The 14565-nt window shown below is 35.6% G+C and carries 16 protein-coding genes and 2 pseudogenes; 15 read left to right on the forward strand and 3 right to left on the reverse strand.

What is annotated here, in order from left to right:
* Positions 1-263 precede the first annotated feature (263 nt).
* Positions 264-450 (reverse strand): annotated as a pseudogene (locus BAU27_RS33425) (hypothetical protein).
* Between the two features lie 136 nt (positions 451-586).
* Here BAU27_RS33425 and BAU27_RS25020 point away from each other — a divergent pair.
* The 4 genes from BAU27_RS25020 (at position 587) to BAU27_RS25035 (ending at position 3557) form a co-directional block, all read left to right on the forward strand.
* Positions 587-1804 carry a sensor histidine kinase gene (locus BAU27_RS25020; RefSeq protein WP_071772312.1) on the forward strand — a complete coding sequence of 406 codons (1218 nt, stop codon included), beginning with the start codon at positions 587-589 and terminating at the stop codon, positions 1802-1804.
* Positions 1794-2438, forward strand: a complete 645-nt coding sequence (locus tag BAU27_RS25025; protein WP_071772313.1) for a response regulator — start codon at positions 1794-1796, stop codon at positions 2436-2438. Before BAU27_RS25020 ends, BAU27_RS25025 begins: the two co-directional genes overlap by 11 nt.
* Before the next feature lie 163 nt (positions 2439-2601).
* Positions 2602-3036 carry a hypothetical protein gene (locus BAU27_RS25030; protein WP_071772314.1) on the forward strand — a complete coding sequence of 145 codons (435 nt, stop codon included), beginning with the start codon at positions 2602-2604 and terminating at the stop codon, positions 3034-3036.
* A 122-nt stretch (positions 3037-3158) separates the two neighbouring features.
* Positions 3159-3557: an Ig-like domain-containing protein gene (locus BAU27_RS25035; RefSeq protein WP_071772315.1), complete on the forward strand. Its 399-nt coding sequence runs from the start codon at positions 3159-3161 to the stop codon at positions 3555-3557.
* Between the two features lie 66 nt (positions 3558-3623).
* Here BAU27_RS25035 and BAU27_RS25040 read toward each other — a convergent pair whose 3' ends face one another.
* The gene (locus BAU27_RS25040) at positions 3624-3764 is read right to left on the reverse strand and encodes a YflJ family protein (RefSeq protein ID WP_000273535.1); all 141 of its coding nucleotides are present in this window, start codon (positions 3762-3764) and stop codon (positions 3624-3626) included.
* A gap of 154 nt (positions 3765-3918) precedes the next feature.
* Between BAU27_RS25040 and BAU27_RS25045 the strand changes: the two genes are divergently transcribed.
* Entirely contained in the window at positions 3919-4281 is a 363-nt protein-coding gene (locus tag BAU27_RS25045) for a hypothetical protein (protein ID WP_000582798.1), read from the forward strand.
* Between the two features lie 26 nt (positions 4282-4307).
* Here BAU27_RS25045 and BAU27_RS25050 read toward each other — a convergent pair whose 3' ends face one another.
* Positions 4308-4493: a YhzD family protein gene (locus tag BAU27_RS25050; RefSeq protein WP_000539551.1), complete on the reverse strand. Its 186-nt coding sequence runs from the start codon at positions 4491-4493 to the stop codon at positions 4308-4310.
* 356 nt (positions 4494-4849) lie between these two features.
* Here BAU27_RS25050 and BAU27_RS25055 point away from each other — a divergent pair, with 356 nt between their 5' ends.
* From BAU27_RS25055 to BAU27_RS25095, 10 genes and pseudogenes are all read left to right on the forward strand, one after another.
* Positions 4850-6091, forward strand: a complete 1242-nt coding sequence (locus BAU27_RS25055) for a metallophosphoesterase family protein (protein WP_071772316.1) — start codon at positions 4850-4852, stop codon at positions 6089-6091.
* Entirely contained in the window at positions 6088-9012 is a 2925-nt protein-coding gene (locus tag BAU27_RS25060) for an ATP-binding protein (protein ID WP_071772317.1), read from the forward strand. The genes BAU27_RS25055 and BAU27_RS25060 overlap by 4 nt, the downstream gene beginning before the upstream one ends.
* A 41-nt stretch (positions 9013-9053) precedes the next feature.
* Complete coding sequence (yhaM, locus tag BAU27_RS25065; RefSeq protein WP_000726646.1) at positions 9054-9998, forward strand: 3'-5' exoribonuclease YhaM; 945 nt, start codon at positions 9054-9056, stop codon at positions 9996-9998.
* Positions 9999-10132: 134 nt separating this feature from the next.
* Positions 10133-10264, forward strand: a complete 132-nt coding sequence (locus BAU27_RS32045; RefSeq protein WP_254798006.1) for an HNH/endonuclease VII fold putative polymorphic toxin — start codon at positions 10133-10135, stop codon at positions 10262-10264.
* A 21-nt stretch (positions 10265-10285) separates the two neighbouring features.
* Positions 10286-10774, forward strand: a complete 489-nt coding sequence (locus tag BAU27_RS25070; RefSeq protein WP_071772318.1) for a YxiF family protein — start codon at positions 10286-10288, stop codon at positions 10772-10774.
* A 150-nt stretch (positions 10775-10924) separates the two neighbouring features.
* Entirely contained in the window at positions 10925-11308 is a 384-nt protein-coding gene (locus BAU27_RS25075) for a hypothetical protein (RefSeq protein ID WP_071772319.1), read from the forward strand.
* Positions 11309-11401: 93 nt separating this feature from the next.
* Positions 11402-11659 carry a hypothetical protein gene (locus BAU27_RS25080; RefSeq protein ID WP_071772320.1) on the forward strand — a complete coding sequence of 86 codons (258 nt, stop codon included), beginning with the start codon at positions 11402-11404 and terminating at the stop codon, positions 11657-11659.
* Positions 11660-11746: 87 nt separating this feature from the next.
* Positions 11747-12126 (forward strand): annotated as a pseudogene (locus BAU27_RS33430) (hypothetical protein); the annotation flags it as partial.
* A gap of 355 nt (positions 12127-12481) precedes the next feature.
* On the forward strand, positions 12482-13426 hold the full coding sequence (locus BAU27_RS25090) for a ring-cleaving dioxygenase (RefSeq protein WP_071772321.1): 945 nt from the start codon (positions 12482-12484) through the stop codon (positions 13424-13426).
* Between the two features lie 44 nt (positions 13427-13470).
* Positions 13471-14448, forward strand: a complete 978-nt coding sequence (locus BAU27_RS25095; protein ID WP_071772322.1) for a ring-cleaving dioxygenase — start codon at positions 13471-13473, stop codon at positions 14446-14448.
* Positions 14449-14565 lie beyond the last annotated feature (117 nt).

Below are 14565 nucleotides of genomic sequence, written 5' to 3' on the forward strand. Positions count from 1 at the left end.
TAAAAAGATATATTAATTATGTAGCATTGTATGGAGTGTTAAATTGATTTCCTAAATAAGTTATTAGGTACATATTAATATAATAAAAAGACGCCCTTGTGAGCGTCTTTTTCCAACTTGAGATAGATGTATCATTATTGTTCTGCTAGGGTATATAATTCTCGTTTGACGTTTTCTCACACAAATGATCTGTGTATCAATTTGTTTTTGATATACAGATCATTTGTATGACAATTCTTATAGATAATTGCTGAATCATAATCTTACATAAATGCTTTTAAAAGTTCTTGAACCAATGGAATTACTCCACCTACAAATTTTAAAACTGCCATTGCGATTTCCATATGATTGCCTCCTTTTTTAAATAGTAAGTTTGTAATAAATATTTATATCATCATTATAGTAAGCGCTTACATAAACATCAATGCATTTCGATATGCAACATTTCATATTTGTATTTGGTAATGAGGATGTAGAGGAATCGGTAACTTACCCCGCTATTTGTGGGAGTCGGGCTGTATGTAAAAGCCTTCATTTTATCAAAATGTAAGTTGCATCTTGTATAATGTAATGGTGGAGGTCAGATATGAAAAAAATAAGTTTAAATATAGATTTGGATACAAATGTATTGGAAGTGGTATTTATTCCAAGAAGGTTTATTATTTTATGGATTACACTCGTATATATAGCTTCAATGCTTTTAGAATTTCGTAATAATATTTTCTCTATAGATAGTTTTTTCTTTACAATAGTCATTGTTATTCATACTATTTTTCATTGGTATGCGAGTTCATTAAAGAATAGGCAATTGTTGTACTTCTTTTTTGTACAACTTTTCATTGTGTTTTTGGCTGCATTTATTGCAACAAATGCTTCGATAGCGATTTTTGTTGGATTAACTCCTATTTTAATCGCCCAAAGTTTATATGTTTATAACAATATATTTAAAGTAATGGCAGTTTTTACTCTTATGTATGCAATATTTTGTGCTGCAATTAGTATTAATTATGGTGTGAATAAAGTAGCTATTCTTCTCTCTATGTTTCTTTTAGTGTTAGCAATTATTGTTCCTTTTTCTTATATTAATAAGCAGCAATTTGATGCACGTAATCGTATACAGAGCTACATCCAAGAGTTAGAATCTGCATATATGAGAGTGGAAGAATTGACATTAGCTAATGAAAGGCAGCGAATGGCAAGAGATTTACATGATACGTTAGCACAAGGTTTAGCAAGCTTAATTATGCAATTGGAAGCAATAGATGCCCATATGCAAAAAGGGAATACAGGACGATCTCAAGAGATTATGAAACAAACTATGATAAGAGCGAGACAAACTCTACATGATGCAAGGTTGGTTATTGATGATTTGCGTCATACTACTAATTCATTTAATGAAGCAGTAGAGGAAGAGGTTCAACGTTTTTCTGAAGCTACGTCTATACAGGTGAGATTTACTATTCAAAGCCCCCCGCATATTTCAAGCTTAGTAAAGGAGCACTGTTTATATGTAATTAGTGAATGTTTAACGAATATCGCAAAACATTCACAGGCAACAGATGTAAATTTAAAAGTTGAATATATCGATGATCTTGAAAAACTTACTATTGAAGTTGAAGATAATGGAATTGGGTTTGACACTGGATATATCGGTAAGAATCCTGGACATTATGGTTTGATTGGCTTAAATGAGCGTGTTCGATTGATTAAGGGAGAAATACATATATTGAGTGAAAAGATGAAGGGTACGAAAGTGTATATTCAAGTGCCTATAAATAAAGAAGGAGATAGCCATGAAGTATAACGTATTAATTGTGGATGATCATTTCGTTGTAAGAGAAGGTCTGAAACTAATAATAGAAACGAGTGATTCATTTCAAATTATAGGTGAGGCTGCAAATGGAGAAGAAGCCCTTTCTTTCATAGAGAAAAAGGAGCCTGATGTCATTTTAATGGATTTAAATATGCCTAAAATGAGTGGTTTAGAAACAATTGAGGCTTTGAATAAAAAACAAAACCATACGCCGATCATCATATTAACTACTTATAACGAAGATGAATTAATGTTAAAGGGAATTGAGTTAGGGGCAAAAGGATATTTGCTAAAAGATACGGATCGTGAGAATTTGTTTCGAACATTGGAAGCGGCTATTCGAGGTGAGATTTTACTACAACCAAATATTATGGAAAAGATAGTGAAGTATAAAAGGAAAGAAGTACATGCTGATAAGGTTGAAGGGAATAACTTAACAGAAAAGGAATTGTTTGTGCTGAAAGCTATTGCACGCGGATATAAGAATAAAGAAATTGCATTCGATATGGGGATAGCTGAGCGAACGGTAAAAGCATATTTAACAAATATATACAATAAATTAGGTGTTAATTCCCGATCAGAAGCAGTAGCTGTATCTATTGAAAGGAAGTTAATTCATTTTTAAAACATTATATATGCCCAATCGTACATTATAGGCCTGCCCTTTTGTACGATTTTTTTATTTCTTTCTCATGTTATGCTTCAGAAAGTATGAGAGATTTAAGAACAATCTAATTGCATTACAATTACAGACGTTTCTAATGTAGGAAAGGAAGAAGAATAATTAAATGGAAACTTTGCTTTTAATTCCTGTAGTAATTTTCTTTATTTGGCTGCAAAGCAAACAAAGAAAAATAAACTGGATAGATATTATAACTTTTCTCATGATGATAGGGATCATTACTTATACGGCGCCGCAGCCAATGACTAGGGATTTACAAGCAGAGCTACTGGCAGTTACGCTTTTTTCTTTCGCTATTGGTATTTGGCAAGGTGGGGGAATTACAGTCTGTTATGAGGATGAAATTTTATATATTACAAATGGAAAACAGTATTCCATTTCATGGATTCTCTTAATAATTGGCAACATAATTATTATTAATATATTTGAAGGTGGATTTACATTTAATGGACCATGGTTTCTTTTGTGTAGTGTTGTCATTACATCTGGGGTGAAAACCAGTATTCTATGTGTTCTGTACAAATTAACAGTGCGAAATTGAATGGAAAATCAAAGTTGTTTTCTTTTATCCCAACATAAAACGTATTGCTGTAAGTTCATTAAAAGACTGTAGTTGATAAAAAATGTGAAGGAAGTATTGGAAGAATGGGGGAGTTAACGTAGATGTTTCTACCTATTACTATATTTGATAGGTTTAGTTGGCTGGGGAATGTTGCTTTCTCTTCAGAAAAGATTAGCAGGAATCGAGCACTTTCGAGGGCTGAAGAAAGAGATGTTAATTTGTGTAATAAGAACGGTATAGGTTCAGTTAATAATATGCATCAAAAAATAACGATAGATTCTGTGGAATATGGTGATAATTGTGTATTGGGCCGTGCAGAACCTCATTCAACAATTGTCATAACAAGTAGTGATATGTATGTTGGAAGCGGACGGGTTAATGAGTATGGAGAATTTAAAATATATACAAATGATTATCTGGAAGAGTATTTGGTACTAGAGATTCAGTTGATAATGGGCGGTTTCTATCAAGGAAGTATAACGGTAAAGTTAAAAAGTTAAGGTATGATGATTTTCTTTTTATTTACTAAATAAAAAGGAAGCAACCGTAGTCGCTTCCTACATCTATTAAGCCGAAGCTTTCTTCATTCTCTCAAGTAAACTAGATAAAATATGCGTACGATAAGATTCTAGTTTTTTACCTTCATAAGTACGAATACCTAATTTTTTAAGTTCTTTTACATACCAACCTTTGCTTCCGAAATACATGTGATCGCTCCCCTTCAACTTTGTTTTTATTTGTTCTGATTGTACTTGGAGGTACAGGTAATATAATGAAGGAAATGAATTTCGCGCGAAAATGGTTAACTTTGTTGCAAAAGACATATATACTAAGGATAGTATATAACGAGGTGGGCAAGACGTGATTATAGAGAAGCACGAAATTCAAATTGACCAAATTACGAGCGGTAAAGTGAATATCTTTACTTTCTATAGAAATAGAAAGCAAGTTGATGATCATTTTTTACGATTACAAGAACCATCGCTTACAGCAAACTACTTCTTCCATTTTCATTTTGATGCAGAGAGTTTGCATCTTTTGCAGAAAGAGTTTCCGAGCGTATATCCGTACGACGGTAGTGAAACGATTCACGATTGGACGGAAAAGATGAAAGCAGAATTGCAACATCAGATCCAAACAGGTAAATGGAATAAACGCGTACGTATCGGCAATCGCATTCTAGATGTGGCGTTTACGTGGTGTGACGAAGATATAGTAGAGTGAAAAAGAAGCGGATGACGCTTCTTTTTTTAGCGCTGGAATAAAACGAGCTTACCTGCAGAAGATGTGCAGCGATGTGTTTTTTCGTACAATCCTTTTTCTTGTAAAATAGATTCACCTTTTGCTTTCGCTTCTTTTTCAGTTGCTGCCTCGAATGATTCGTCTAATGCTTTTGAACCATCTTTTTCAAAGACTGTTAGAACGTATACTCCCATGAAAATTCCCTCCAATAATTAAAATCAGAATCTTATAACTATTTTGTCATAAATCGCTAGAATATGCAAAGAAATATATGACATTGCGTGTTACAATAAAGTGACACTTTAATAAGTAGGGGAGTCTTTTCATCCCCTGCTTATTATTAGTGGAACCAATCGGGTATTTAAGGGCAGTTTGCTTTCAGACTGACTTCTTAGGCTTACTGCCCGTTAATACGGGGTAAAGTGAAACTTTAATAGGTGGGGGGATTTTTTATCTCCCGCTTATTACTAGTTTTCACCAATTGAGCATTTATTGTTTGTGTTCATGCGGATAAAATGAAACTTTTGAACTATAGAAAGGATCGTTATTTGTGAAACAAGTGAAGTTTATACATGCGGCTGATTTGCATTTGGATAGTCCGTTTAAAGGGATGGAAATGAATGTATCGCAGTCTGTTTGGGAGAGAATGAAGCAAAGTACGTTTGAATCGTTCGAGCGTATTGTTGATAAAGCGATTCAAGAGCGCGTTGATTTCGTATTACTAGCCGGGGATTTGTATGATGCGGAGACGAGAAGTTTGAGGGCGCAAGTGTTTGTGCGCGAGCAAATGAAGAGACTGTCGCAGTACGATATTCCCGTTTTTATTATTCATGGTAACCACGATCATTTAGGGGGAAGCTGGGCAGCAATTGAGTTTCCAGAAAATGTTCATGTGTTTACGGAGCCTTATGTGGAAGAGAAATCATTTTATAAAAATGGTGAGCTGTTAGCTTCTATTTACGGGTTTAGTTATTTGCAGCAAGCGGTAACGGATAATATGACAGCGCAGTATACGAAAATGAGTGATGCGCCTTTTCATATTGGGATGCTTCACGGAAGTGTGGAAGGAGATGCAGAGCATAATCGCTATGCACCGTTTCAAATTCGTGAGCTGAAGGAAAAGCAGTTTGATTATTGGGCTCTTGGCCATATACATAAACGTGAGATTTTATCAGAAGAGCCGTACATTATTTATCCAGGGAATATACAAGGACGTCATCGTAAGGAAACGGGCGAGAAGGGTGCATACCTGATTGAACTTACGAAACAAGGGTCGCAATGTTCATTTTTCCATACGGCAGATGTTGTATGGGATGAGATAGAAGTGAGTATCGATGGGCTTGAAACTGTTGATGATCTTATGACGAGCGCGTCAAGTGCGATGAATGAATGCCGAAGAGAAGAGGAAGGCACGCTTTTAACTGTCGTATTTACAGGGCAGGGGCCACTTTCTCCTTATTTGCGTGAAGACAAGCGTGTGGAAGAGATTTTTCATATTTTAGCAACGGGAGAAGAGCGAAAAGATTTCGTGTATGCGATGAAGTGGAAAAATGAGACGGTTTCTTTTGCGGAAATTGAACGTTTGAAAGAGGAAAATCATTTCGTTGGTAGTGTGCTAAAAGAGTTAGAAGCTTTTACAAATATGGACGGAGTGTTGCGCACCATTTGGACATCTCCTGTAGCGCGTAATAGTATTGAATCTTTTACAGAGGAAGAGAAGAGAGAGATTCAAAAGGAAGCGGAAAATATTATTTTAGAGCAATTATTCCAGCAAGAGAGGGATAAAAAATGAGAATTGAAAAACTCCATATTTATGGCTATGGAAAACTAGAAAATGTGGAAATGGATCTATCAATGCTGACGGTACTGTACGGTGAAAATGAAGCGGGGAAATCGACAATTCGCTCGTTTATGAAAAGTATTTTATTTGGTTTTCCAACGAGAGGACAGCGCCGTTATGAACCGAAAGAAGGCGGAAAGTATGGCGGAGCGGTTACTGTTCAAACAGAAAAGTACGGCCGTTTAAAAATTGAACGATTGCCAAAGACGGCAGCTGGTGAGGTGACCGTTTATTTTGAAGACGGGAAAACTGGCGGCGAAGATATTTTACACGATATATTAAGCGGTGTGAATGAAAGCTTATTTGACTCTGTTTTTTCATTTGATATGCATGGTTTGCAAAATATTCATCAGCTCGGCGAAGCGGATATCGGTAATTATTTATTTTCGGCAAGCGCAGTCGGAAGCGATGCGTTATTGCAGTTAGATAAAAAATTAGAAAAAGAAATGAATCAGCGTTTTAAGCCGAGTGGTCGTAATCCTGAAATTAACGTGTCACTGCAAGAGATGAAGAAAATTGAGGGAAAGATGAAAGAGTGGCAAGGGAAGATTGGCACGTATGAAAAACAGGTCGAGCAGTTAAAAGAAAGTGAAGAGAAACTTGCTTCTGTTCGTGCGGAAAAAGAGTCAGCCGAAAGACGAAAGCAAGACTATGAAATATTAGCGGCGCTTGAGCCTCTCGTTATTGAAAAGAGTGCGCACGAGAAAGTGTTAGAAAACGAGAACGGGCAGTTTCCTGTAAACGGAATGGTGCGCTATGAGGCGGTAAAGGCAAAGATAGAACCGCTCCAAGTACAAGTAGATTCACTTCAAAAAAAGATAGAAACAGTGCAATCAGAAATTGATTCCACAGAAATAGATGAAGCATTTTTACAAAAAGAAAGTTACGTAGAAGAGCTTCGTATGCAGCACATGTCTTATGAAAATGCACGCCAAGAAATGCGTGATATGACGGGAAGTATTACGAATATAAAAGAAGAAATCGCAGAATTACAGCAGCAAATTGGAGCAACTTTTGAACAAGAGATGGTTCTTTCATTTGATATAAGTTTAGCGACGAAAGAATTAATTACGCAAACTGTGCAAAAGGCGCGTGAATTAGAATCACAAAAAGCGCAACTAGATGAACGTTTTAAAACGGCTCAGGAGCAATTAGAAGAGCAAGAAGAAAATATAAGACAGATTCAGAAACAAATGTTAGCGGATGAAGAGCGAAATGCGTTAGTTGAGAAAGAAAAGTCATTTCAAGATGCGGCGTTTATCGGTATGGGCGCAGAGAGAATGAAGCGTAAGTATGAAGAGAAAGCAGGATTTGCTAAGCAAAAGAAAAAGCAGTGGCAAAGAGTTTGTCTTATTTTACTTCTTATTAACACGCTTGTTTTATTCACGAGTCTATTTATAGATAACCGCGTGCTATTATTTATTAGTGTCATTGTTTTTGTGGGGATTGTTTTAGCACTCGTTTTATATAAAGATCCATCAAGCGGATTACAAGAAGAACTCCTTACTCTTCAGCAAAGTGCTGGCGGAAGACAAAGTGAAGAAGCGATGTCCGTTCGTTATCAGTTAGAAAAGGATGAAGAGATTCGAAAGTTATTTGAGCGAGAGTCTTATAAATTGCAGCAAATGGAACGAGCTTATGATAAAGTCGTTTCATCGTATGAAGAATGGGAGCGAGAAACTTTCCAAATAGGAGAACAAGTAGATGCGTATAAAACGCGCTATATGTTCCCTGAATTTTTTACGTATGCGCACATGTTGCCAGCGTTTGAGCGTATTGAAAAAATGCAGCAATTATATCGTGAGCTAGATAAACAAGGCGAGCGGAAATCTTCATTATATGAAATGATTTCGCAATTTGAACATAAACTAGAAACTGTTATCGGTAGCACGGAGTATAGTAATTTGCATGAGGCGCAAAGTCGTATGCAAAATGAGAAAGAGAAGCGCCAAACTTGTAAGCAGCTGAAAGAGAAGCTGGCGGAATGGCGAGAAGAATATGAGTTCATGCAAGAGCAATTGAAACAACTTTTAGTAGAGCGAGACGGTTTATGGCATATCGCAGAGTCTACAAATGAAGAGATGTTTTTAGAAGCAGGTAAACGGGCAGAAAAACGTGAAGATGCGGATAAGCAAGTGGGGCGTTTATTACCGCAAATTGATCTGTTAGAACAGCGTTTAACGAATTTATCATTAGCTGAACATTATGAGGCTGACGGTTATGATGAAAAGTTAAAGCAAGAAATGACATCCGCGAAAAACTGTCTGACGAAAGAGAAAGAACTGACGGAGCGTATTGCGAAACACCGTATGGAAATTGCGAATTTAGAAGAAGGTAGTACGTACGGTGATTTAATGCATGAATGGGAAATGAAAAAAGCGCAAGTACGTGAACAAGTGAAGAAGTGGGCTGCTTATGCGGCGGCAAAGACAGTATTAACGAAAACGAAGCAATATTATCATGAAGTACATCTTCCGCGTATTTTACAAAAATCAGAAGAGTATTTCGTCTATTTAACAGGCGGACGATATAGTAAAATCTTTTCACCGTCAGAGGCGGAGCCGTTCATTGTTGAACGTAACGATGGTATGCGTTTTTACAGTCATGAACTAAGCCAAGCGACAGCGGAGCAGTTATACTTATCGCTGAGATTTGCACTAGCGAAAACGTTTGAACATGATTATCCATTTATTATTGACGATAGTTTTGTGCATTTTGATGCGATAAGGACGAATCGAACGATTGAACTTATAAAGGAAATTGCGAAAGATAGACAAGTTATCTTCTTTACATGTCATGCGCATTTACTCGCGTATTTTACAGAAAATGAGATTGTAAAATTAACGCATAAGCGTAAAGAAAATGAGTTGTAGTATGCTATACTAAAAGTAATTGATTTGGTGGAGGAATTCGAATGAAAAAGAAAATTGCAGAATATGAAGTTGGTGAACAAGTCGATGTTTTCTTGTTAATTAAAACAGCGACAAAAGGTCTCGCAAGCAATGGGAAACCGTTTTTAACAGTAATCTTACAAGACCCAAGTGGAGATATTGAAGCGAAGCTATGGGATGTATCACCAGAAGTTGAAAAACAATATGTAGCAGAAACAATCGTTAAAGTAGCTGGAGATATTCTAAACTATAAAGGACGTATTCAATTACGTGTGAAACAAATCCGTGTTGCGAATGAAAATGAGGTAACAGATATCTCGGACTTCGTAGAAAAAGCACCAGTGAAAAAAGAAGATATGGTTGAAAAAATTACGCAATACATATTTGAAATGAGAAACCCGAACATTCAGCGTCTAACAAGACATTTGTTAAATAAGCACCAAAACGAATTTTTAGAATATCCAGCAGCGACGAAAAATCATCACGAGTTCGTATCCGGACTAGCTTACCATGTCGTATCGATGTTAGATTTAGCGAAAGCTATTGCTACGCTATACCCATCGTTAGATAAAGATTTACTATATGCAGGCGTTATTTTACACGACCTTGGTAAAGTATTCGAACTATCTGGCCCGATTTCTACAACGTATACGTTAGAAGGAAATTTACTAGGTCACATTTCTATCATGGTGAACGAAATTGGGAAAGCAGCAGACGAATTGCAAATTGATGCAGAAGAAGTGTTGATCCTTCAGCACATCGTTCTTTCTCACCACGGAAAAGCAGAGTGGGGTAGCCCAAAACCACCATTAGTAAAAGAAGCAGAAATTCTGCACTACATCGACAACTTAGATGCAAAAATGAACATGATGGACCGCGCATTAGGACGTACAAAACCAGGTGAATACACTGAGCGTGTATTTGCTCTTGATAATCGTTCGTTCTATAAGCCGACGTTCCATAATTAAGATTGTGAATAGAATGGCCTCATTAAGTGTTAGTAAGCTTAGTGGGGCTGTTTTTTTATTGAAAATTAAATGAAATAGTTAAGAAGTACGCATGGGTTTAACGAAGAACTAACAAAACATATCTCGCCACTAGAATGGGAAGAGGTACTCATTTTCATATTACAACAGATAGAAAAGGGAATCCGATGGATAAAGGAAGATATGATCAGCTTGACGGACATTATCCAGAAGATTTTGTGGGGTATAAAAAACAGGAAAAAAAATAAAAACTAAAGGTGTGAAAAAGTTTGAGTAATTTAAATAAAGGTCGCATGGAGATTCTTAAAAGAAAAGCTCGAAGAAAAGAACTTATAAATGAACTATCTAGTCTTGTTACTGTTTCTGAAGAATCATTTATGGATGCCGAAACAAATGATTTATTTTGTAAAGGATTATTTAGTAAGCTAGAAAAAGTTTCAGACAAAAAGAAAATTGGTGATACCAATTATAAAGAAAATAGAAAGCTCTCAATAGAGCTATTAAGTGAACTCATTAATACCATTAATTTTCCAGTTAACCAAGGGAGATTATTTTTCTTTACAGAATATGACCTTGAAGCAGTTGAGCTGAATATTGATGAAATATTTGATAATTTAGAGGATTTATCAATCAAATCAGGTTTTTTAATTGGCAGTGGAGATTTTGTATTAGTTGGTGATGATTTAGATTTCGGCTTATGTATTGAGAGAACGGAATATTATTATGAATTCAGTATGTGGGGATTAGCGAAAATTTAAAGTATGACAATAAACAAAACCACCTTTTTAATAGGTGGTTTTGTCTACTATTTCACATATAAATTGGCTTCATTTTCTGTTAGACAAGTTTTATTTTATATGTTCACATTTTTTATCTCATAATTTCAATTAGGAAAGGGAGGAAAAAACATGAAATATATGGCGTATGTAGAAAAAACCAATAAGCTAATGGAAGAGGAAGTTACAATAAATATTAACGGTATAGTGTTTACGGGATTCTCCACTGTTTGTCCATATAAAATTGAAGAGGGAAAAAGTTATCCTGTTATTCTCGACATTACAGTTTTCGATAATATTGAAATAAATGAAAGAATAGATGGAGTTAAAAGTTTAAAAAGGAGTGATAATTCTTTTAAGTATCGTATTAGTGGAATGTTAAATCATGGGTTTATTGATGCAGGGATTATTATTACAGACGAAGATGAAATATTCCCGGAACACAGTGAATACTTTAACAAGTATGTTGAAATTGAAGTTAATAGAATCAACATTGAATTTTTAAAAGAAGGCTAGTCATTTTCAAAAACTTCAAACTAGAAATCAGGAAATTATTTTTCTCAGACAACTCCAAACATGAAATTCAATATAAATAAGGGGGGCTTATTTATGGCAATATGTTTATTAATGACTAAAGAATTTGAGGATGAAGAGATAGTTGTTTATCAATACTATCCTTCCGAATCACCCGCTAAAATAGGTAAGATGCACTATAATAAAAAGGAACGAATGTTTTATGACATAGAGCAAGCTCCAGTGGATTCATTAAATATGAGAGAACATTATTTTAATTGTGCGTGTATTATGATTGTGCGATGTCTTAGAAAGAACGAGGAATTTCCAGATAGCATGGCATATCAAGCATAATTAAAAGAACATAAAAAAAGCCACCTAACAGGACGGCTCTTATTTTACTTAACCGCATACTACCAACCTCTACGATCAAGGTATCCTTTCATTCCATTTGGCATCCTATTCTTAGTGATGGTAATCGTATTTTTTATCTTTCGCCGTATACGGAATAAGAAGCAGACAATGCATCATATATATTTGAAACAAAAAGAAGTACGAAAACTTGGAGAAGATGCAGAATAAGAAGACCGAGATAGCTTAATACTGCCAGCGGAAGAAGCAAGAGCAACGCTAATAAAATGGGAGCTAACATTATCGAAGTTTGAAAAGAGAAGGTTCAACAATGGTTTTCCCGTATTCATAAGAACAGTGATATTATTCCAATTTATGAGAAAGTTAGATATGGAGAAGGAACTGCTTCAAATGAGGAGTTACAGCTGATGCGGAAGTGGATACATGAACACGTAAGGAAAAGTTTATAAAAATGGCCTTAGCGTTGTAAATCCACATTTTTATAACGCTATCCTATATAGAAATTCACCATTCTCCAGTCTAAAATGTTATGCAATAAAAAATGTCTCGAATTTGAGATATTTCACTTGCTTTTTAATCACTTGATGTGTAAAGTGATAGTAACGAAAGCGATTGAGTCATATGAAAAACATACACTCAGTTGCTTTTGATTAAAAAAACAAAGTAACTTATTCAGTAAAAACTAAGATGAATTTACAAAAACATAATGAGAATAAATTGAAAAGCTAAAAACCATATTACTTGTGGGAAATGTTATTTTTTCAGTTATCACTTGACTAGTAAAACGAAACGGAGGAATAAACAATGTATGAAATTAAAGGGCATCATCACATTTCAATGGTTACGAAAAATGCAAATGAAAATAATCACTTTTATAAAAACGTGCTTGGTTTACGTCGCGTGAAAATGACAGTAAACCAAGATGATCCATCAATGTATCACTTATTTTATGGAGATAAAACAGGAAGTCCAGGTACGGAGCTATCGTTTTTTGAAATTCCTTTAGTAGGAAAAACATATCGCGGTACGAATGCAATTACTCGAATTGGATTACTCGTTCCGTCAGAGGATAGCTTGCATTACTGGAAAGCACGATTTGAGAAATTTGGTGTAAAACATAGTGAAATTACAACATATGCAAATCGTACTGCTTTGAAATTTGAGGATGCTGAAGGTCTTCGTCTTGTACTACTCGTTTCAAACGGAGAAAAAGTAGAGCATTGGGAAACTTGGGAGAAATCAGAAGTTCCTGCTGAACATCAAATTCAAGGAATGGGTTCTGTGGAAATGACAGTTCGTAGACTTGATAAAATGGCGAGTACACTTACAGAGATGTTTGGTTATACAGAGGTTAGTCGCAGCGAAGAGGAAGCAATTTTTCAGTCCATTAAAGGAGAAGCTTTTGGAGAAATCGTTGTGAAATATTTAGATGGTCCTACTGAAAAGCCGGGCCGCGGTAGCATTCACCATTTAGCGATTCGCGTGAAAAACAGTGAAGAGCTTGCTTATTGGGAAGAACAGGTGATACAAAGAGGTTTCCATTCTTCAGGCATTATCGACCGTTTCTATTTTAAAAGCTTATACTTCCGTGAATCAAACGGAATCCTATTTGAAATTGCGACAGATGGACCAGGATTTACAGTGGATGGAGATGTGGAATATTTAGGAGAAAAACTTGATTTGCCGCCGTTCTTAGAGGAAAAGCGAGCAGAGATTGAAGCGAAATTAGCACCTATTGAAGAGAAATAATAGAAGAGAAAATATAACTTTAAAAACTATTGGAGGAATATAAAATGAACCAATTAAAAGGAATACACCATGTTACAGCAATTACAAGTAGTGCAGAAAAGAACTATGAGTTCTTCACTCACATTTTAGGAATGCGTTTAGTTAAAAAAACAGTAAACCAAGATGATATTCAAACGTATCATTTATTCTTTGCAGACGATAAAGGTAGTGCGGGAACAGATATGACATTCTTTGACTTCCCAGGTGTTCCAGAAGGGGTACACGGTACAAATGAAATTTCAAAAACTTCATTCCGCGTTCCAACTGATGCAGCGTTAGCATATTGGGTGAAACGTTTTGACCGTCTTGAAGTAGAACATACAGGCATTAAAGAGCAATTTGGTAAGAAAACTCTTTCTTTCGTTGATTTTGATGATCAACAGTATCAATTAATCTCAGATGAACTGGATAAAGGGATAGAATCAGGTACACCATGGCAAAACGGACCAGTTCCATTAGAATACGCAATTACTGGTTTAGGACCTGTATTTATCCGTATTGCGAACTTTAGTTTCTTCAAAGAAGTGTTAGAAAAAGTTCTATTATTTAAAGAGGTTGCTCAAGAAGGAGAATTCTATTTATTCGAAGTGAACGAAGGTGGAAACGGTGCTTCTGCCATTGTAGAACATAATACGGTTCTTCCTGAAGCACAACAAGGTTTTGGTACAGTGCACCATGCCGCATTCCGCGTAGAAGATCGCGCTGTATTAGAAGAATGGATTGAGAGAATCGGTAGCGTAGGGCTTCCTTCATCTGGTTATGTAAACCGCCACTTCTTTGAGTCATTATACGCAAGAGTTGCGCCGCAAATTTTATTCGAGTTTGCGACAGATGGCCCAGGTTTTATGGGAGATGAGCCATACGAAACACTTGGAGAAAAATTATCTTTACCTCCATTCCTAGAGCCAAAACGTGAAGAAATCGAAAAATTAGTTCGTCCGATTGATACAGTGAGAAGTACGAAGGAATTTATTAAAGAGTAAAAATAGAGATAATAAGTAGAAGAGCAAGTAGTTTTAGCGGATCGCTGGAATTGCTTGCTTTTTTGTTTGGTATATAAAGTGTTCTTATAAATGTTTGGTGTAATTAATTTGAAGTGA

It is taken from the genome of Bacillus sp. NH11B (genome assembly GCF_001884205.1).
GTDB lineage: Bacteria > Bacillota > Bacilli > Bacillales > Bacillaceae_G > Bacillus_A > Bacillus_A proteolyticus.